This is a genomic window from Streptomyces sp. NPDC031426, assembly GCF_055581585.1.
Map to the genome: position 1 here is coordinate 1 of NZ_JBVIJE010000008.1, position 19947 is coordinate 19947.

The 19947-nt window shown below is 69.9% G+C and carries 14 protein-coding genes and 3 pseudogenes; 5 read left to right on the plus strand and 12 right to left on the minus strand.

Annotated features, from left to right (window positions below; translation table 11 throughout):
- Nucleotides 1-148 precede the first annotated feature (148 nt).
- From ACZ5NH_RS17755 to ACZ5NH_RS17770, 4 genes and pseudogenes are all read right to left on the minus strand, one after another.
- Nucleotides 149-613: pseudogene (locus ACZ5NH_RS17755) on the minus strand (site-specific integrase); the annotation flags it as partial.
- Nucleotides 614-1185: 572 nt separating this feature from the next.
- Nucleotides 1186-2577 carry an MFS transporter gene (locus ACZ5NH_RS17760; RefSeq protein ID WP_468776227.1) on the minus strand — a complete coding sequence of 464 codons (1392 nt, stop codon included), beginning with the start codon at nucleotides 2575-2577 and terminating at the stop codon, nucleotides 1186-1188.
- 358 nt (nucleotides 2578-2935) lie between these two features.
- Nucleotides 2936-3664, minus strand: coding sequence for a DNA-3-methyladenine glycosylase (locus ACZ5NH_RS17765; RefSeq protein ID WP_468776230.1), 729 nt, complete (start codon nucleotides 3662-3664; stop codon nucleotides 2936-2938).
- 572 nt (nucleotides 3665-4236) lie between these two features.
- Nucleotides 4237-5241: a GlxA family transcriptional regulator gene (locus tag ACZ5NH_RS17770; RefSeq protein WP_468776232.1), complete on the minus strand. Its 1005-nt coding sequence runs from the start codon at nucleotides 5239-5241 to the stop codon at nucleotides 4237-4239.
- Between the two features lie 568 nt (nucleotides 5242-5809).
- Between ACZ5NH_RS17770 and ACZ5NH_RS17775 the strand changes: the two genes are divergently transcribed.
- Nucleotides 5810-6889 carry a TDT family transporter gene (locus ACZ5NH_RS17775; RefSeq protein ID WP_468776234.1) on the plus strand — a complete coding sequence of 360 codons (1080 nt, stop codon included), beginning with the start codon at nucleotides 5810-5812 and terminating at the stop codon, nucleotides 6887-6889.
- 97 nt (nucleotides 6890-6986) lie between these two features.
- On the opposite strand, the gene ACZ5NH_RS17780 is transcribed toward ACZ5NH_RS17775, so the two are convergent.
- From ACZ5NH_RS17780 to ACZ5NH_RS17800, 5 genes and pseudogenes are all read right to left on the minus strand, one after another.
- A complete protein-coding gene (locus ACZ5NH_RS17780; RefSeq protein ID WP_468776237.1) occupies nucleotides 6987-7532 on the minus strand; it encodes an SLAC1 family transporter in 546 nt (181 codons plus the stop codon).
- 73 nt (nucleotides 7533-7605) lie between these two features.
- Nucleotides 7606-7944: pseudogene (locus ACZ5NH_RS17785) on the minus strand (SLAC1 family transporter); the annotation flags it as partial.
- 266 nt (nucleotides 7945-8210) lie between these two features.
- Nucleotides 8211-8417, minus strand: a complete 207-nt coding sequence (locus tag ACZ5NH_RS17790) for a DUF488 domain-containing protein (RefSeq protein WP_451552615.1) — start codon at nucleotides 8415-8417, stop codon at nucleotides 8211-8213.
- A 376-nt stretch (nucleotides 8418-8793) separates the two neighbouring features.
- A pseudogene (locus ACZ5NH_RS17795) lies at nucleotides 8794-9635 on the minus strand (1-deoxy-D-xylulose-5-phosphate synthase N-terminal domain-containing protein); the annotation flags it as partial.
- Nucleotides 9636-9716: 81 nt separating this feature from the next.
- Nucleotides 9717-12461, minus strand: a complete 2745-nt coding sequence (locus ACZ5NH_RS17800; RefSeq protein WP_468776240.1) for a multifunctional oxoglutarate decarboxylase/oxoglutarate dehydrogenase thiamine pyrophosphate-binding subunit/dihydrolipoyllysine-residue succinyltransferase subunit — start codon at nucleotides 12459-12461, stop codon at nucleotides 9717-9719.
- 380 nt (nucleotides 12462-12841) lie between these two features.
- Here ACZ5NH_RS17800 and ACZ5NH_RS17805 point away from each other — a divergent pair, with 380 nt between their 5' ends.
- Together ACZ5NH_RS17805 and ACZ5NH_RS17810 are read left to right on the plus strand one after the other, a co-directional pair.
- A complete protein-coding gene (locus tag ACZ5NH_RS17805; RefSeq protein WP_468776242.1) occupies nucleotides 12842-13258 on the plus strand; it encodes a MarR family winged helix-turn-helix transcriptional regulator in 417 nt (138 codons plus the stop codon).
- Nucleotides 13259-14050: 792 nt separating this feature from the next.
- Entirely contained in the window at nucleotides 14051-15796 is a 1746-nt protein-coding gene (locus ACZ5NH_RS17810; RefSeq protein ID WP_468776245.1) for an MOSC domain-containing protein, read from the plus strand.
- A gap of 289 nt (nucleotides 15797-16085) precedes the next feature.
- Here the strand turns inward: ACZ5NH_RS17810 and ACZ5NH_RS17815 are convergent, their stop codons facing one another.
- Entirely contained in the window at nucleotides 16086-16235 is a 150-nt protein-coding gene (locus tag ACZ5NH_RS17815; protein WP_468776248.1) for a hypothetical protein, read from the minus strand.
- A gap of 49 nt (nucleotides 16236-16284) precedes the next feature.
- Between ACZ5NH_RS17815 and ACZ5NH_RS17820 the strand changes: the two genes are divergently transcribed.
- On the plus strand, nucleotides 16285-16905 hold the full coding sequence (locus tag ACZ5NH_RS17820; RefSeq protein WP_468776250.1) for a TetR/AcrR family transcriptional regulator: 621 nt from the start codon (nucleotides 16285-16287) through the stop codon (nucleotides 16903-16905).
- Between the two features lie 64 nt (nucleotides 16906-16969).
- Here the strand turns inward: ACZ5NH_RS17820 and ACZ5NH_RS17825 are convergent, their stop codons facing one another.
- Nucleotides 16970-18253, minus strand: a complete 1284-nt coding sequence (locus tag ACZ5NH_RS17825; RefSeq protein ID WP_468776252.1) for a YbfB/YjiJ family MFS transporter — start codon at nucleotides 18251-18253, stop codon at nucleotides 16970-16972.
- Nucleotides 18254-18347: 94 nt separating this feature from the next.
- On the minus strand, nucleotides 18348-18650 hold the full coding sequence (locus ACZ5NH_RS17830) for a muconolactone Delta-isomerase family protein (protein ID WP_361232394.1): 303 nt from the start codon (nucleotides 18648-18650) through the stop codon (nucleotides 18348-18350).
- Nucleotides 18651-18815: 165 nt separating this feature from the next.
- Here ACZ5NH_RS17830 and ACZ5NH_RS17835 point away from each other — a divergent pair, with 165 nt between their 5' ends.
- On the plus strand, nucleotides 18816-19739 hold the full coding sequence (locus ACZ5NH_RS17835; protein WP_468776255.1) for a LysR family transcriptional regulator: 924 nt from the start codon (nucleotides 18816-18818) through the stop codon (nucleotides 19737-19739).
- The last annotated feature ends 208 nt before the right edge of the window (nucleotides 19740-19947 follow it).

Sequence of the window (19947 nt, forward strand, 5' to 3'; positions counted from 1 at the left end):
AAGAGCTATATCGGCCTGCGGAACAGCCCCGATCATGCCCGTCGGTCATGTCGCTGCACCGGGAAACTCCAAGATCCCCGACAGAGTCAAGCTAGGGTCTGTCTTCAAATGATCTTGAGTAGTGGATCATGGTCGAGTGATACGTCGCCATGACGTAGTCGCGGCAGGCCACTGCGTACTTCCGGGCGTACGGCAACTGCTCCCGCCAGCGCGCGAAGAACTCCTTCATCGCCGTCTGCGAGGGCGGGATCCGCAGCCCGAAGTCCCCACGGTGGACGGGCCTGTTGAACGGGTCGACCGGTGACTCCACCGCTGCCCCGAACCGCATCATGATCTCGTGGGCGTAGCGCTGTTCGAGGAAGGCGAAGAACGCGTCGATGTGGTTGAGCTTCTGCCGGTGCGTGTTGTGTGCGCGCTTCCCCGGACCGGCGAAGTACTTGTCGACCTCGCGCGGGGTCAGATGCCACGGCACGGTGCCGTAGAAGTCGCAGACCTCGATGACCGGCTTGATCAGCTGGTCGATCGTCGACGGGGCCAGTCCGGCCGAGTCCCGAGCCCACTGGTACTCGGTGAGCGCATCGACGAAGAAGCTCTCTACGTCCTCGGCAGACATCCGGGCTTGGCGGCGCCGTTGAAGAGTGACGACATCCGCCAAACCGGTCTCGATCGGACCTGAGCCCTCCTCCGCGGCACGTGGCGGCGGCACGAGACTGAGGGTGCGACCTTCGGAATCTGATACAGGCACAGAGATTACTGGAGTCTCAGCGAACTTCTCCCAGTTACTCGCAAATTCCTGCAGATCGAAAGACGAGAGCTACGTACGCCGCTGACCTGCTGACGAGCACCTTCACCGCTCTCGACGGCCCTCGGGGAACCCGCACGTCATCCACTAGCGTGTTCTGGTGGAGACCCGCCTGCCGGACGGTCGAGCCGGGGGATGGCTATGGCGGAGCGGAGTTCGAGAAGAACAGGGTCATGCCGGATGACCGGCCTGAGGCGTCCACGGGAGGGGCAGGGAAGGCGGGCGATGGAAGCTCAGACCCGGCAATGCCGCCGTCGCACGAACAGTTGGTGCACACTCGGCCTCTTCGGGCAGGCCCACTATGTCCCCTGACGCGCAGCGGCAGCACCGTTTGGCCAGGCCCGCCGCGGCCGCGGACTCTCGCTTTCGCCGCCGGCGGCACGTCAGACCACGCGCTCCTTGGCGTTGGTCCTCACCGTCGGAGTCTCGGCCGGTGTCGGGTGGATTCCGGCGAAGCCGAGGAACGCACCGAAGGCCGTCATGCCGGCGGCGATGGTGAAGCTGAAGGCGTAACCGTGCGCGGCGGCGGTCACCTGGTCGGCGCCCGCACGCTGCAGCACGGCGGCGTGGCCGGTGCCCAGTGAGACCAGGGCCGCCAGACCGATGGCGCTGCCGATCTGCATGGACGCATTGTTCATGCTGGTGGCGATGCCCGCGTCCTCACCGGTGGCGCCGTCCACTCCGGCGACAGTGGATCCGACGAGGACGAGGCCGCCTCCCAGCGGCACGAGGATCAGTCCGGGCAGTACGTCGGCCACATAGGTGCCGTGGCTGCTGAGGCCGGCAAGGAGAACGTAGCCGACCGTGGTGACCGCAAGCCCTCCTCCGTTCAGGGCCCGCAGGCCGAACCGGGGAAGGAGGCGTGGTGCCATCACGGTGGCGCTGAAGAGAATGACCAACCCGAAGGGTACAAAGGCGAATCCGGTCGCCAGCGCGGAAAAGTGCAGTATGCGCTGGACATACAGGCTCAGTGAGAAGAAAAGGGTGGCGAACCCGACGTAGTAGCAGATGCGCACGATGTTGGCGATGCTCCGGTTACGTGAGCGCAGGAATGCGAGGGGCACCAGGGGCTGGGCCACGCGAGCCTCCACCAGCACGAAGCCGATCAGGCAGAGCACACCGATCCCGACGCAACCCAGGACGGGGACCGAGAACCATACGTGACTGTCCTTTTCCAGGAGGCCGAACACGACCAGGAGCAGACCGAGGGTGACCGTGACGGCGCCGAGGACGTCAGGCCGACCGCGCTTGGTGGCCCGGCTTTCGGAGACGAGCTTGAAAGTGGCGAAAAACGCGAACGCGGCGATGGGCAGATTGATGAAGAATATCCAACGCCAGGAGGCGATGGTGGTCAGGACGCCCGAGAGCACGACTCCCAGGGCTACCCCAACTCCGGCCAGGCCGCTCCAGATGGCCATGGCCCGTGCCCTTTCCTGCCGCTGTGTGAACAGCAGCGTCACCAGGGACAGGGCTGCCGGGCTGACGAGTGCCGCACCGACGCCCTGTACGAAGCGGCCGGCGATCAGTACACCGGCTTGCTGGGCCACTCCCGCGCTCGCCGACGCCAGCGCGAAGATCGCCAAGCCGGTCAGGAAGAGGCGTCTGCGGCCGAGCAGATCACCCAGGCGTCCGCCAAGCATCAGCAGCCCACCGTAGGTGACGGTGTAGCCGTTGACGACCCATGCCAGGCCCGTGGTCGTGAAGCCGAGATCGTGCTGGATGGGGGGAAGCGCGACATTGACCACGGTCACATCGAGGAGCAGCATCACCTGCACGAGGCAGATGATCCCGAGCGCGCGCCACCTGCGCGGATCCGGTTCGGGAGTGGGACTGATCGGAGTCATCACTGATCGCCTTCTATACGTTCGGGCCGCCGCCGTCCCCGCGGACGCCGTCTCAGGAGGAGAGGCAGCAAGCGGGCCCGGCCCAACGGACATTTCCTGAGGTTTTCAACTCGCAGGCGCCAGGTGTGCGTGGCCGCGGATAAGGACAGCGAAGGCGCACATTCGGTCTTCGCTGCGGGTTCGTCGCAGACCCCGGCGCCGGTACCGGAGCGAGGCTGAAGCACCTCCGGGTGCCGCCGCCTCCGGGGAGCGGCGCCGGCACTCGTGATGTCCCAGGCCGGCGGGAGGGTCAGCCCTTCGCCCTCCTCGGTTGGCGGGACCCCGGGTGCGCCCGATAGGCGCTGACGCTCGACTCACCCAGCATCCAGAAGCGCCAGGGGTACAAAGCAGCAGGACCGCCCACCCCCGTCCGCGGCCCTCGACCGACCCGCGCGGACGAGACGCTCCCGGCGGGTTCCGCGAGGAACAACTCCGCTGCCCCGTCGCATGCTGACTGCCCGTCATGATGCAGATCGGCGATGCCCAACGCTCGCGCGAGGTTGGCCGGGCCGCGCGCCAGATCGCGCGCCCGTACCCCGGGCCCCCGGCGTTCTTGCGCGACGTCTGCTCCCTCCACGACGGTGCCGGCGCGGAGCAGCACCGAAGCGGGACGCCGCCCGGGTCCGCAGACGGCGTTCAGGCACCGGTGCACCGCGTGCGTCCGGTACACATAGAAGGTCCCCGGGGCCCCGAACTCCGCTCGATTGGTCCGGTTCGGGCCCCGGAACGCGTGCGAGGCCGGGTCATCGGGCCCCTCGTACGCCTCCACCTCGGTGATGCGCACCGCCGTCACGCCGCGCTGCGAGCGCGAGACCACGAGAACCCCCAGGAGTTCGGGAGCCACCTCGAGGGCGGGCCGGTCGAAGAAGTGCTCGCGCAAGGCGGACCGCCCTGCCGACGCAGCGCCCGGCTCATCGAACGCCCGCAACTGCTCGTGATCGGTCCCGGCCACGCCCGGGACCGTCCGGTTCTCTGCCAAGCCGCTGCCTCCTGTCGAGATTCCGGGACGCCGGATCCGACGCCCCACCGTCCCAGCGCTCTCCTTGCGTCGCCCCATGGCCCGAGAAACTGCCGTGAGGCACTCGGATACGGACCTTCGAGCCGAACGCCCACCAGGCCGTTGGAGGAAGGAACACGCTTCCGGACGAGGTGACATCGAGGCCGAGCACGCGATCCAGGCTGCGGACGCGATGCTGGACTATCCGCAGTCGGGCGAACGTTTCCGGGGCCGCGAGACAACGCGGCGGGCATCCGGCCGACCGGCGCTTCACCCTCCTGCGCGTCACCGGCCACGCGCATGTATGGGTGAGCGAATGCGCCACCATCTACGACGGTGCGCCTTCGTACTCGGCGAGCGTCATGGAATTCGCCGACCAGCAGGTCGTGCACGAGACGCAGTACTTCGCCGGTCCTTTCAGCGCGCCCACGTGGCGGGCCGCGCTCGCAGAGCCGGTGCTTGGGACAGACTGTCGAGGAGGCCTGACTGGCCTCGTCCGGCACGGCCGGCCTGTCGGATTTCGGCGATTGTCTGTGCTCGCCGACCTCCAGGGCTCAGGCGCCCTTGCCGTCGACTCCGGTGTGCGTGGTGCGGAAGCGTGCCCGGTAGGCCCCCGGGGTGATCCCGAGGTTGCGAGTGAAGGCCCGACGCAGGGACTCCGGTGACCCGAAGCCGGTGCGCCGGGCCACCGTGGCCATGGGGTCGTCGCTGTCTTCCAGCATCGCCTGGGCGGCCTCCATGCGGACCTGCTCGACGTAGCGGGCCGGGGTCGTGTGCATCTCGTCGTGGAACAGACGTGTCATGTGGCGGGTGCTCACACCTGCCCGGCGCGCCATGGCGGCAAGGGTGTGCGGGGCGGACGGGTCCTCGGCGACCGCGTCCAGGACCCGGCGCAGCATCTGCTGTCTCGCGCGCGGGGTGTGGGTGCGGACACTGAACTGGGACTGGCCGCCCGGCCGCTGCATGAACACGACCATGTCCTTGGCCACGGCGCGGGCGACGTCGGCGCCGAGGTGCTCCTCGACCAGGGCGAGCGAGAGATCGATGCCCGAGGTGACGCCTGCGGAGGTCATGATGTGACCGTCGCGTACGAACAGGGCGTCCGCTTCCACGGTCACCTTCGGGTAGCGCAGGGCGAGCTGGTCGGCGAAGCGCCAGTGCGTTGTCGCCTTGCGTCCGTCGAGCAGTCCGGCCGCGGCGAGGAGGAAGGCGCCGGTGCAGATGGACGCCGTGCGGCAGCCGCGTGCGTCGAGCCCTCTCATGGCGTCCAGCAGCGCGTCGTCCTTGATGAGGGAGGGCCACTCCGGGCCGCCGGGGATGACGACCACATCACTGGCCGCCTGTACCTGCGTGGCAGCGAGGTCGACGCGCAATCCGGTGCCGGCTGCGGTGACCACGTCGGCGCCGTCAGGGGAGACCGTGCGTACGCGGTAGCGGCCGCCGAATTCGTTGGCTGTCGTGAACACCTCGATCGGGCCGGTGACGTCGAGGAGCCGTACGCCGGGGAAGACCAGCACGGTCACCAGGAGCGGCTTCCTGCCTGACGGCCTGTCCTTCATCGTGCGCCTCCCGGACGGACTGGGGCCCACATCGGAGGACACCATCATCCGCCCGGCGATGCTCTGCCGCTCCTGTGCCGATTGTCGTCCGCGTCCCTGCGGCATGCTGCTGCCTTCCGTGGTGTGGAACGAGGCATCGGGCTTCGGCGCCTCGCCCGTGTTCAGCGGTCGCTTGCCGTCTCGTCATGGCCACAGGTGTGGCCACAACACGCTCGGACAAGGACATCGGGGCATCGGGCCGGCACCCGGCAACGGGCCTGCACGGTGCTCGATGTCCTGGTGTGAGGGCGTCATGGCGCGTGCTGTTCTGTGGCGGGAGCCGCGCTTCGCCATAGCGTCGAGTGCGCCAACGGGCCGACGGTCTCGGCCGCGTCCCTGAGCTGCTGGGTGTGGCCCGGCCAGTCGGCCGGCCCGTCACCGTGGCTGGTCGTGGACGGTGACGAATCCGACACCCCGAGAGAAGGCACTCCGCGCCGTGACACCCCACCCCAGTACCAGCCGAGCGGTCCCGTCCCAGGTCGGCCCGGCCCCGAGAGCGTCCGCGGTCGGCTCGGCCCCGAGATCATCCGTGCTTGTACGTGACCAGCCGGACGAGGCGAACGGCAGGGAGCGTGGCCGGCTCGGTCCCGGCTGGTTCGCCGCCGTCATGGGCAGCGGGATCGTCGCCGTCGCGGCCGCCACCCTGCCGCGCGGTTTCCCCGGGCTCGGCGGGGCCGCCACGGTGGTCTGGGCGGGGACCGCGCTGCTGCTGATCGTGCTTGCCGTCAGCTATACCGGGCAGCGGGCGCTGCGGGTGCATGCCGGTGATCCGGTACTGGCCCAGTTCTTCGGGGCGCCGCCGATGGCTCTGCTCACCGTCGGGGCCGGGACGCTGCTGCTCGGCCGGCGGCTGATCGGGGAGCGTGCGGCGGTGGATGCGGACTGGGTGCTGTGGTCGGCCGGTACGGTGCTGGGTCTTGCCACCGCCTGCACGGTGCCGTATCTCATGGTCACGCGGCACCGTTTCACGCCGGACGCGGCGTTCGGCGGCTGGCTGCTACCGGTGGTGCCGCCGCTGGTCTCCGCCGCGACGGGCGCGCTGCTCATCCCGCGGGCGCCGGCCGGGCAGGTGCGGCTGGCCCTGCTGCTGTGCTGCTACTCGATGCTCGGGCTCGGGTTGGTCGCGGTCCTGCTGGTGCTGGCCATGGTCTACAGCCGCCTGGTGCATCATGACGCGCCCGGCGGTGCGGTGGTGCCCACGATGTGGATCGGCGTGGGGGCGCTGGATCAGGCGGTGACGGCGCTGGGGACGCTGGCCACGGCGTCGCCGAGCGCGCTGCCCGCCCCGTACGCGCGCGGGAGTGGTGTCGTAGCGCTCCTGGGTGGGCTCGGGATCTGGGGCTTCGCCCTGCTGTGGCTGGTACTGGCCACGGCGCTGACCGTACGGGAAATCCGCAGAGGGCTGCCCTTCGCAGCCACCTGGTGGTCCTTCATCTTCCCCCTCGGTGCGTGCGTCACCGGCACGAGCGCGCTCGCTGCTCGTACCGGCTCGCAGCTGTTCGTCTGGATCGCCGTCGTCCTGTACGCCCTGCTCGTCGCCGCCTGGGCGGTGGTCGCCTGGCACTCCCTGCGCCATGCTGTCCGGCAGCGTGAGCGCGCCCGCCGCTGACAGAGCCCGTGTAACGCTCCGCATGACACGGACGCGTCGCGCGAACCCGGCTGTCTGCCGACGGGCGGCCGGGTTCGCGCCGCACCGCAACGTGTGCCTATGGCAGCTCCCCGATTGCCGTCGAGGCCGTGCTCTGCGGGCGGGCCGTCTGCCCCGCACCGACGGATCCGTGCGCGGTCGTGGGGCGGGCCCGGAGTCTGGCTGCCACCATGGAGGCGAACACGACAGCCCAGAACACCACGGCGATCCAGACCTCCCAGCGGCCCGCGCTCGTCATCCACGAGGTTGCGGTCGCGCGTCCCAGCTCATGCGTGGTGACCGCATACATGCCGACCGGGAAGACGAGGTTCCACCAGCCGAGCTCGTAGCGCAGCGGGATACGGCGCAGCGCGTGCCGCCAAACGCCCAGAGCCAGCAGGAGCGGAATCAGCCAGCTTGAGAACGCCCACAGGACGACGGACGTCCCGATGACGAGCGGGCGCGACAACATCGTGGGATGGAGAGCGACCAGCCGGACTCCGGCGAGTACGGCGATCGCCGCCGCCCCCATGAAGATCCATACGGGCGTCATGAGGCCCTCCGGCTGCACCGGCCGGGCCAGCAGCCGGGCCAGGACCAGCGCGGCGGTCAGCAGGTACTGCATCAGGCCGACGGCCGGCCCAGCACACCACTGCCAGGACGGCCAGTGCGTGTCCCGGGGCCACCCGGGCCAGCGATGCCGCCGCGACCGCCACCGACTCCGATCCCACCGACCACAGGAACCAGGTGCCGTTCACCTGGTCGAGCGAGGGGCCCCGCTTCAGCGTGGTGATGAGCGCGAGCGGGATGCCGTAGTCCAGCACCACCCACCCCAGCGTCCCGAACGCCAGGAACGCCCCGGCGACCGCGGTGTGTCCGGCCGGCACAAAGCGAGCAGCCAGCACGTTCGAGGAGATCGCGAGGGTGAGGAACGCGAAGGCACGCGGCCCGAGGAGATCCGCGACGAACCGCTCGCGCCGGCGCAGCAGCCGCCAGCCGTAGGCGGGCACCAGTACGGCATAACCGGCCAGGGCCACCCACAGCAGTACGGCGGAGGCGGTGTCGGCGCCGTTGACGTACAGGCCGTGGAGACGATGCCGGTGCCCATCACGAACGCGAGTGCGCCCGCGTTGAGATTGGCCACCGCGGCGGAGACGGCCGCGCGGTGGCCGGGCGGCCGGGAACCGGGAGCGGTACGTCCGTGCTCGGGAAGGGCGGCATCCGGGCGCCGCTCATCGTGAGAGCCGGGTTCGGTGAGCCATTCGGCCAGGACCGCGGTATGGCTGTGGTCCATGTCCTGGGTTCAGGTCAGCAGGGTGAGGCTGCGGTATTGGGCCAGGTCCCGAAGCCGGGCAGCTGCGTATTTGTGCCGTTGATCGCCCAGTTCGGTGAGATAGCGGCGGCGGAACTCACCGAGCCGCTGGGGGTGGTGGCCGTACCAGCGCTGCAGCTCGATGGATGGTGCGACCTCCCGCAGCCACTCGTCGAGCGGTGCGCCTTGCCGGCGCAGACCTTCCGGTCAGACCCGGTCGACCAGCACGCGCTCGCCGACCTCGCCGTCCTCGCTTGGCGTCTGCTCGTCGATTCTGCGGCAGATGATCTCGGACATGAGCATCCTCCGGCCGCTTTCGCAGTAGAAGCATTTTACTGGTATGCGAAATTCATTGCCTTTTGCGTGCGGGGACGGTGCGGGGACCGGTGGGTACCGCGGTGACGGCCGCGCGGGCCAGGGTCTGGGTGACGGTGTGTGCGATCGCCTGAGCGGTCAGGCCTGCTGCCGCGAGGATCTCGGCCCGGGTGGCCTGCCGGAGAAACCCGTCCGCCACGCCCACGGCACGTACCGGGGTGCGGATGCCGGCTTCCTGCAGGCCCTGGGCCACGTGGGTCTTGGCCCGTTCCAGGGCTGCTTCCAGGGCGGTGATGTCGTGGCCGTCGACGGGCCCGAGGTAGTGCAGTCCCAGCTCGCAGAAGAGTGAGTGCGGCATCACGGCCTCCGCGCTGCCCCCTGCGAGGCCCGCTTTCAGGCCCTCCTTGATGCCTTCCTTGGCCGCGTGCAGGGTGCGGTGCGGCGCCCGGGCCGGCGCTCCGGCACCGTGGAGCGCCTGTCTGCCCCAGCCGGCCAGACGCTCGTAGCCGGCGTGGGTGCGCAGGGCCGCCAGGTGCCGGGCGAGTCCGCCCACGGTCAGTGCGTACGAGCGTCCGTTGTCGTTGACGACGATCCCACCGGCCGGTCAGGTGCCGCCGCGATGTTGTTGAGGGCCTCCCAGGCCAGCCCTCCGGTGAGTGCTCCGTCGCCGACGACGGCGACGATGTGCCGGTCCGACTCTCCTGCGAGCTGTGCGGCCTTGGCCATGCCATCGGCGTACGACAGGGCTACCGATGCGTGGGAGTGCTCGATGTGGTCGTGCGTGGACTCCTCCCGGCTCGGGCATCCGGAAAGCCCGCCACGCTGCCGCAGGCCGGAGAACTCACCGGCCCGCCCCGTCACGATCTTGTGGACGTACGCCTGGTGCCCGACGTCCCACAGCAGCCGGTCGCGCGGGGAGTCGAAGACCCGGTGCAGCGCCAGGGTCAGTTCCACGACGCCGAGGTTGGGCCCCAGATGGCCTCCCGTGGCCGCGACATGGCGGACCAGGAAGTCGCGGATCTCCCCGGCCAGCCGGACCAGCTCTGGATGGCTCAGACCCCTCAAGTCCGCGGGCTGGTTGATGCGCGCCAGCAGGCTCATGCCGCTGCTCCTCCTCGATGCTGCCGTGGTGTCGACGGATACGCGCGGTGGGCAGCCGACGCGCACCGCGCGAGCCGCTGATCACTGGAAGGCCGATGTCACGAGAGCCTTCTGCTCCACGCCGTGCCGGCGGGCCGAGCCGGCCGCGGGCGCGGGCGCCTCGCGCCGGCTCACGCACTCCACCGCGCGCCGGGTCAGCCGGTGCAGACGCGGCGCGACGAACGACCACGCACCCTGGTTCTCCGGCTCCTCCTGCACCCACCGCACGTCCGCGGCCGCGGGGAAGCGGGCGAGTTCCGCCGCGAGTTCCTCGTCGGGGAGCGGGTAGAGGCGCTCCACGCGGACGATCGCCGTGTCGGTCGAGCCCGCGGCGTGCCGGTGGGCGTCGAGGTCGTAGAAGACCTTGCCCGAGCACAGCAGCACGCGCGAGACACGGGCCGGGTCCGTCGTGTCGTCCGGCAGGACCGGGCGGAAGCCGCCCTGGGTGAACTCGGCCAGGGCGGAGACGGCCGCCTTCGACCGCAGCATCGACTTCGGGGTGAAGATCACCAGTGGCCTGCGGCCGTCCAGCGCCTGCTGCCTGAGCAGATGGAAGTAGTTGCCCGGCAGGGAGGGCATGGCCACGGTCATGTTGTCCTGCGCGCACAATTGCAGGAAGCGTTCGATCCGGGCGGAGGAGTGGTCGGGGCCCTGGCCCTCCAGGCCGTGGGGCAGCAGCATGGTCACTGCGGAGCGCTGGCCCCACTTCTGCTCGGACGAGGCGATGTACTCGTCGACGACCGTCTGCGCGCCGTTGGCGAAGTCACCGAACTGGGCCTCCCACAGCACCAGGGCCTCCGGACGGGCCTGCGCATAGCCGTACTCGAAGGCCAGCGCTGCCAGTTCGGACAGCATCGAGTCGTACGGTGCGAAGCTCGCGGCCTGCGGGCTGAGGGAGTCCAGCGGCGTGTGCTCCGCGCCGGTGCGCCGGTCGGTCAGTACGGCGTGGCGCTGGCCGAAGGTGCCGCGCCGGGAGTCCTGTCCGGCCAGCCGTACCGGGACGCCGTCCAGCAGCAGCGAACCGATCGCCAGTGTCTCCGCGGTGGCCCAGTCGACGGTGCCGGTGTCGAGCGTCGCCGTGCGCCGGTGGAGCTGCGGCAGGACACGCGGGTGCACGGTGAAGCCCTGCGGCAGGTCGGTCTGCGATGCGATGACCTGACGGGCCCTCGCCTCGTCGACCGCGGTCGCCGTGCGCTGGGTGGCCGCCTGTCCGGCGTCGGCGCAAGGAAGGTCTTCGGCCGGTGCGGGAGCGGGCAGCGCCCGGGTCTCGGCGAAGGCCCGTTCGAGGTGATCCTGGTAGTTGCGGCGGGCACTGTCCACCTGCCGCTCGCCGATGTCCCCGCGGCGTATGAGGGCCGCGGCGTACAGCGTGCGCACCGAAGCCTTGGCGTCGATGCGTTCGTACATCATCGGCTGCGTGATGGACGGGTCGTCGACCTCGCTGTGCCCGTGGCGCCGGTAGCAGACCAGATCGACCACGACGTCCTTGTGGAACGTCTGGCGGTAGTCGAAGGCCATCCGTGCGACGCGGTCGACGGCTTCCGGGGCGTCGCCGTTGACGTGGAGGATCGGGGCCTCCACCATCCGTGCCACATGGGTGGCGTACGTGCTCGAACGGCCGTTGGCGGGCAGGGTGGTGAAGCCGACCTGGTTGTTGACGACCACGTGGACCGTCCCGCCCGTGCGGTAGCCCGGCAGTTGCGACATGTTCAGGGTCTCGGCGACCACGCCCTGGCCGGCGAAGGCAGCGTCGCCGTGGAGGACGACCGGCAGTACGGGGAAGGGCTCGCCCTGGTCCCCGGCCAGGTCCTGCTTGGCGCGCACCACGCCCTGGGCCACCGGCCCCACGATCTCCAGGTGCGAGGGGTTCGCCACGACCGAGACGGCGATGGTGCCGCCGTCCAGGGCACGGTAGGTGCCCTCCGCGCCGAGGTGGTACTTCACGTCCCCCGAGCCCTGGACCGACCGGATGTCCACCGCGTCCTCGAACTCGTCGAAGATCTGGCCGTAGGACTTGCCGATGATGTTGGCCAGGACGTTGAGCCGGCCGCGGTGCGCCATCCCGATGACGGCTTCTTGGACACCGTCTTCGATGGCGCGGAGCAACAGGGCGTCGAGCAGCACGATGGCCGACTCGCCGCCTTCGAGCGAGTACCGCTTCTGGCCCACGTACTTGGTCTGCAGGAACGTCTCGAAGGCCTCCGCGGCCCCCAACCGGTAGAGGATCCGCAGCTGTCCGGCACGGTCCGGGCGGCGCTGCGGCCCCTCGACGCGTTGCTGGATCCAGCGGCGTTCCCGGGCGTCCTGGATGTGCATGTACTCGAACCCGGCGGTGCAGCAGTAGAACTCCCGCAATGCGCCCAGCACTTCGTCGAGTGTCATCGTGGCGCGCCCGGCGAACCCGTCCACGGCGAAGTCCTCCGCCCGGTCCGCGTCGTTGAGTCCGAACGCGGCGATGTCGAGTTCCGGATGTGCGAAGGCGGGCCGCGCCATGAGCGGGTCCGTGCCTGCCATCAGGTGCCCGCGCACACGATAGGCGTGGATGAGCGCGGCGACCCGTACCGCCTTGAGCGCCGCCTCGTCGGTGGCCTTGTGGTGTTGGGCTGAGGCGGTCAGGGAGGCCGCGGCGGCCGGGGACACCAGGGTGGCGAAGAAGTCCCTCCACGTCTGGTCGACCGAGCCGGGGTCCTGGAGGTAACGCCGCCGCTGCTCGTCCACGACCCATTCGTTGAGCCCGAAGTCCAGCCCGTGAGACGCTGCTCGAGCGGTGTCTGATTGCGACGCCATGGCGCGAACGCCTTCTTTCCTCTGCGGAGCCTTGGGATGGCGGACGCGGCTACGGCGGTCGTCCGCCTGCGTGTCAGGTGTTCGAGGACTTCGCAAAGGTTGCGGAGACCGACCCGTTCGACCGCGTCGCACTGACGACGCTAGGACGCCGGGAGTGCGGAGACGGAGGGTCGGGCGTGCCACGACGGCCTCACATCAGGACATCGGCCGGGTGACGGCCTGCTGCCTGCCGTCGTCGCACAGTCGGAGTGCGGGCGGGTGACGCCGTCCTGATCCGAGGGCTTCGTGTCCGTCCGGCCCGGGATCGACGTCGTATGGAATCTGGTTGTGATGCTGCGGCCGCGGGCTTGCGGCCGGAGAACCGACCCCTGGGAAGGAATATGATCGACTACGATTTGTCGGACACCACGCGGTGGCAGTTTCCAGGGGTCCTGCGGACCTTGGGTCTCGTGCACGGTGAGTTGCGGGTGCGGCACGGTCTGTCGCTCCATGACTACCTCATTCTCGGCGCGCTCGCCGAGGCCGCGAGCGGATCTGTGCCCGTTGCCAAGCTGGCGGCGTCCCTCCAGGAATCCGGGGACCGGATGTCCTACCTCCTCAGGGGTCTGCAGGCTGCCGGACTGATTGATCGCCATCGTCGTGCCGGAGACCGCAGGACGGTCGAGGCCACCCTGACCGACGCAGGACGCTCCAGGTTCGCCGCCGCCGAGACGACCGCGCGGTCGCTGATGCGCCAGCACCTCGGTCCGGGACTGGACACCCAGGAGCCGTCCGGCCGATCGTGTGACGTCACTTGATCTGCTCGTTTTCCACGCCACCGGCTGTGGTCGGCGGACGGCACCTGGGCGCGGCTTCTGCGGCGAATCCAGCCCGTGGCCTACAGCGGGCGAGATCGACTGCGACGTCCTTGATCAGCGTTTCCCATTCCGGACCCCCGGGATCAGCAGGACGTCGCATGGCTTCTGTACATCATCGACCCGCACATCGGCGCCGAGGCGGGTCCCGGCGGAGGTGATCACGTCCGTACCTCTCGGACGCGATCCGCACCTGACACTGACCGCGAACTCGTTGGCCGCAGCGAACACCTCGATGGGACCGGTCACATCGAAGAGCCGCACCTCGGGTGAAGACGAATACCGTCACGGTGGTCGGGCCCCGTCCGGGGCGTTTGTGGTTCATCGGGTGGCTCCGGGCCGTGCGCGGCGCAGACGTCAGTACCCCGTTGAGCGCTGGTCGGTGAATGCTCCGAAGCGGTCGGCGCGCCGGTCGTTGCAGGGGTCGGGCCGCGAACCGTCGGATTTGCCCGGGCTCATCGTGCGCCTTCGAGTCGTACCGGGACTACGACCTGTTTACTCCCTGCTGGGAGGCAAGGGCTCCCAGCCCGCCACTTGGACGGGCGTCAGGCGCGATTGAGCGTTCGCAGGGCGAGCCGCATGCATTGACGCGGAGTGACAGGTCCGCCTTCTGACGGCCTGCCGTCAGAAGGCACGCATACGATGGGACTGATGTGCGGCTGAGCGCGCTTCTCTGCGAGGCACAGCGTCATGAGAGGGGGGCTGTCCCGGCTACCATCGCGCAGGAGGTCCACCATGGCGACGCTGTTGTCCGTCAACGTAGGACTGCCCAAGGATGTGCCCTGGCAGGGAAGGACCGTGCACACCGGAGCCTGGAAGGCCCCTGTCCAGGGCTGCCGCATGGTCCGGCGGCTGAACGTCGACGGAGACGGTCAAGGAGATCTGGCCGGGCACGGCGGAGAAATGCGAGCCGTCCTCGTCTACCAGCTGCAGTCCTACCAGTACTGGCAAAAACAGCTCGGACGCGACGACCTGACCTTCGGGATCTTCGGGGAGAACTTCACGGTCGACGGCCTGCCCGACGACGAAGTATGCATCGGTGACCGGTACCGCATCGGCGAAGCGGAATTCGAAGTCTCCCAGCCCCGCGTCACCTGCTACCGGGTCGGCATGCGCCTGGGCGAACCCACCATGGCTTCCTTGCTCGTCGCCCACGACCGGCCGGGTTTCTACCTCCGAGTGATCACCGAAGGCCGCGTGCAGGCCGGTGACGCCGTCACCCTCACCCGCAAGGGACCGGAACAACTCAGCGTCGCCGACGCCGACGCGCTGCTCTACCTCCCGGACCGCGACCCCGCGAAGCTGCGCAAAGCACTGAACATCCCCGCCCTCAGTCCCGGATGGCAGCAGTCCTTCCGCGAACTCGCCGCGCCCGAGCAGCCTGCACAGAAGCCGGGACAGCCGGGCGAGCGGCCTGGCAAAGAACCGGGATGGCCGGGCTTCAAGCCCATGCGCGTCACCCGCATCGTCCCCGAGACCCCCACCGTCTCGTCCCTCTACCTCACCACCACCGACGGCACACCCCTGCCCGAGGCCCGCCCCGGCCAGTACCTCTCCATCCGCCTGGCCATCGACCATGCCGCCCCCGAAGTGCGCAGCTACTCCCTGTCCTGCACGCCCACAGCCGACACCTACCGCATCAGCGTCAAGCGCGAACCCCATGGGAAAGCCAGCGGCTACATTCATGCGAGGCTCCACCCCGGCGACCTCGTGGACATCGCCAGCCCCCGCGGAACCTTCGTACTGGAAGAACACCCCGGCCCGATCGTGCTGATCTCCGCGGGGATCGGTGCCACACCCGTGCTCGCCATGCTCCACCAAGTCGCCGCCACGCGAGACCCGCGCGCCGTCTGGTGGATCCACACCGCCCACGACCGCGCCCACCACGCTTTCGCGGACGAGACTCATACCCTTCTGACCCAACTTCCGGGCGCCCGCGAGTACATCTACTACACCGGCGAAACCCCACGTCCCGACGAGCCCCACATCACTCACGGCCGCCCGACCGCTGCATCCCTCATGGCCATGGGCATCCCCGCCGAGGCCAACGCCTACCTGTGCGGCCCGCCCGCCTTCATGGACGACCTCGCCGGCTTCCTGCGCGATCTGGGTCTGCGCCCCCAGCAGATCCATACGGAACAGTTCACCGCTCTCCCCGCCATCAACCCAGGCGTGACCGCCACCGCTGGGATCCGGCCGCACCAGCCACCCGGTCCCACCGCAACCGGGCCCCTCGTCACCTTCGCCCGTAGCGGCATATCCACTCCATGGTCACCCGCTCACGCGACCCTCCTCGATCTTGCCGAAGCCTGCGACATCCCCACCCGCTGGTCCTGCCGCACCGGCGTGTGCCACACCTGCATCACCCACCTCGTCGCAGGCGACATCACCTACACCACCCCACCCCTCGAACTCCCCGAGCCCGGGACCGTCCTGGTCTGCTGCAGCAGGCCGACCACCGAGGTCGTCCTCGATCTGTGATCGGCCGACAAAGCGGGTGAGGAGCCGGCTGACCAGCCACGTAGCCGTGGTGGATCGCACGCCGGACGCAGACCCTCGATACCCATGGCGGCCGTCGGCCCGCCGAGCACCGAAACCGCGCAGGGCCGGCGTCCAGGACTGCATGAGCCTCGACCGCACCCCTCTGATGAGTTCCGCCGTTGAAGCGCGGGCGGCGCGGAGCCGACACCCGGCCAACGTCAGACGATGTCGACCTGGTGCCGCACAGGCGACGTGTCGCCCCCGTCTTGCCGCCGCCCCGCAAGCGGTGTCAGCGCAGTGCGGCGACCGCCGTGCGATAGAGGACGTCCTCGGCACGGTCCCAGGACCAGCCGCTCTCGACCAGCAGGGTGCGCCAGCCGGTGGGGCCGAACCAGTGCCAGAGCAGGTCGGCTGTCTCCTCCACCGGGTAGGAGGGCATTCGCTCGCTGCAGATAGCCGACCGGTCGGTTATTTCGTACGCTGAAGTCGTGGGACGTACCTCTGACGCCAGGCGAAAGATCCTGGACGCCGCCCGCTCGCTGATCGAGGAGCGCGGGTACTCGGCGCTCGGCGTGGCCGAGGTTTGCAAGGCCGCCGGGGTGCCCAAGGGGAGTTTCTACTACTTCTTCGAGTCCAAGGAGGCCCTCGCACTCGCGGTCGTCGACGAACACTGGGCGGCCCAGAAGTGCGACTGGACACAAGCCCTGACCGGTGACGCGGAGCCACTGTGGCGGTTGCGGCGGCTGTTCGAGGAGACGGAGGCCGGCCAGCGTGCCGTCCAGCTGGGCTGCGGCACCGTGGCGGGCTGTCTGTTCGGGAACCTCACTCTGGAGCTGAGCAACCAGACCGAGGCGGTCCGCGAGCGGCTGCAGGAGATCTTCGACGCACAGGTCGACATGGTGGAGTCCGTCATCGCCGAGGCCCGTGAGCGCGGCGAGGTCGGCGTGGCCGACACCCGTGAGGCGGCGCGCGCCGTCGTGGCCCAGCTGGAAGGCCAGGTGATGTTCGCCAAGCTGTACAACAACACGGACCGGCTCGGCCCCCTGTGGCCCAACTGCCTGGCCCTCCTCGGCGGACGGCCGACGCAGGAGGCCGTGGCCGGCGTCTGAGGCCCGATCTTCGCCTGCGCGACTGCTCCCGGCGGCTGCGGCGGCCCGGGAGGGCCCGGTCTCCTCAGGCCTCGTCCTCGTCCGGCACGGGGCAGGCGTACACCGGTGCGCACTGCCCCACCCGCCCGGCAGATCGTGCCGCAGGGCTCTGGTCCACGACGGGCATCGCGTGGGGGAAGCCGACGCGGAGCACGGCGGCGGCGACCGCGCCGGCCAGGACCACCGCCGAGGCCAGGATCAGAGCCTGGTGGTAGCCGTGGTGGAGCAAGGGGGTGACGGCCAGCGGGCCGAGGATCTGGCCGACCGAGTAGCCGGCGGTCAGCAGCGCGACCGACCGCGGGAACCGCAGATGAGCGCCCGCGGCAAGGGTGAGGGTGCTGATGCCGATGAACGTCGCGCCGAACAGGATCGCGGAGACCAGTGCGGCCGGCACCCCGCCGACGACGGCGGGCAGGGCGATGCCGACGGCCTGGATGACCAGCGCGGTGAGCAGCAGGCCGGGGCGGGACCAGCGATGCCCGAACCATGCCCACAGCGCCGAGGACGGCACGGCGGCCAGTCCGGCCAGCACCCAGGCGCCACTGCCGACCCAGCCCGGGGAGCCTTGTCCGATCGCGGCGACGAGGAAGGTGCCGGCGACGATGTACCCGATGCCCTCCAGCGTGTAGCTGACGAACAGAGCGCTGAACCAGCGGTGTACCCGTGTCCTGGGATGCGAGCCCGCCCCGCCGCCGGAGGGTGCGGGCGTTTCCTCCGGACGCAAGGTCCAGCAGGCGACGGTCATGAGCGCGCAGAGCACGGCCGAGGCCCACCAGGCGGCGCGCCAGTCGCCGAACGCGCGCAGGAAGAGGACGACCAGACCGGACAGGGCGATCCCGGCGCCGACGCCTCCGAAGGCCCAGCCGGTGAGGTGGGCGGGGTGCTGCCTGAGGTGGCCGAGGAGGGAGTTGACCGCGATGACGAAGATCAGGGCGCTGGTGATCCCGGCGAGCAGCCGGAGCGCAAGCCACGCGCCGGTGCTGTGGACGGTGGGCATCCCCGCCAGAGTGGCGGTCAGTACCACCAGGGAGACGCGAAGGAGCAGACGGGAGCGGACCAGTGCCGGGACGAGGATGCCCGCCAGCGCGCCGATCAGATAGCCGACATAGTTGGCGGTGGCCAGGTTCGCACCGGCACTCGCGGACAGCCCCGCCTGCGCGTGCATCAGCGGCAGGATCGGGGTGTAGACGAAGCGGCCGACGCCCATGCCTGCCGCCAGTGCCGCGGCGGCCTGGGCCGCGTGGCCGCGCGGCGAGTGCAGCGTGCGGTGCGGACGAACGGACGACAGGTCCAGGTCCGGCGAACTCATGTGGATATCCCTCTGACGCGGTGCAGATCTTGGTTGATGAAGGCCTCGGTGCCGCAGCCATGGGTGACGGCGATGGCCCCGGCACAGGCGCCGGTCACTGCGCCGCGCCGACCGTGCCCGGGTCGTTGGGGTGGGGCACCAGTGCGGTGACGGTGAAGGTCATCCAGGACCGGAGCGGCAGTGTGCCGAGTATCTTCTCGTGCAGCTCGGCTTCGTCGGCGGCCCGCCAGATGCCGATGCTGCGCAGCTCGCCGACCGGACGCCACAGCCGGTACAGATGGCCGGAAGCGGCCAGTTCCGCCGCGCGGACGGCCTCGGCGGCTCGGCGGCGCCCGACCTCGTCCGCACCGACGCCCTCGGGGACGGTGGTGGTGATCTGCACCAGGAACTCTGGCATCTCCTCGCTCCTCTCGGATCCACGCCGGAGTCACTGGATCCGCGTCGTAGGGCCGTTCGGTGCCCCGTCCTCGCCTTCGTGCCTCCATCCTGGCCCTGCCACCAGGGACGTTGCCACGACCGGCTCCCTCCTTGCTGATAGGTGACACCTCCCAGCGCGCGTAGCATGACGGGCGTGGAGCTGCGCCAACTGAGGTATTTCATCGCGGTGGCCGAGGAGCTGAACTTCGGCCGGGCCGCCGCGCGGCTTCTGATCGCGGGCCCTTCCCTCTCCCAGCAGATCAAGGCCCTCGAACGCGACCTCGGGGTGCGCCTCTTCGAGCGCGATCGCCGCTCGGTGTCCCTCACTCCGGCCGGTGCGGAACTGCTCCCGCACACCCGCGCTCTGCTGGAACGGGCGGATGACCTCCAGCGCCGCGCCGGCCGGCTGTCCGGCTCCGAACCGGTCCGGCTCGGCTACGTCAACTGGCTGCCCGGAGATCTGACCGTTCGTACCTCCGCGGTGGCTCAGATCCACATGGACGCCTGGGTCGCCCCCTCCCACACCCAGGCAGCCCGGGTGGCCGACGGCAGCCTCGATCTCGCGGTGTGCTGGGTACGGGCCGAGGACGTGGAACGGCACCGCCTGAACGCCCGGATCCTCGGCGCCGATCGGCTCTATGCCGTCGCCAAGGGAGACGACACCAGCCCCGTGCGGGCCCGGGACACCGCGGTTCTCCTCGACGACGACATCACGTCCTGGTCGTCCTGGAACGTCTACGCCGAAGAACTCGCCCGTGACACCGGAGCCCGAGCCGTGCCCATATCGGACGGCGGCATCACCGGCCCGGCCTTCTTCGACCACGTCCGCCGCAGCGACCGTCCGATCATCAACTCGCCCAAGGGTCAGACCTGCGCGCTCCCGGCCGACCTGGTGCGACGCCCCGTCGTCGCCCCCGAGGTCTACTGGACCTGGTCCCTCGTCCGACGCGAGGACGAGGCACGCGCGGCGGTCATCGCTGCCATGGACGCCCTGTGTGACGGCGTCGTAGACCTCGGCATACACGCCGCCGACGCCTGGCTGCCCGCCGGTGACCCGTACCGGCAGTAGAGACCGAGTCCCCGCCGACGGAAGCCGCCGTTCCCCGGCACCGACGCAACCCGTCGGTCCCGACGCGATCCGTCGGGTGCCGACGCAATCCGTGGTCCTCTACCTGCAACGTCCTCACCTGCACTGAGAGCCACGGCCTCCCAGACGGGAGGAATCGAGTCCCAGCGGAGGGGCCGCCAACCGTTGCCTCGCGGGCGCACGGCCGCCT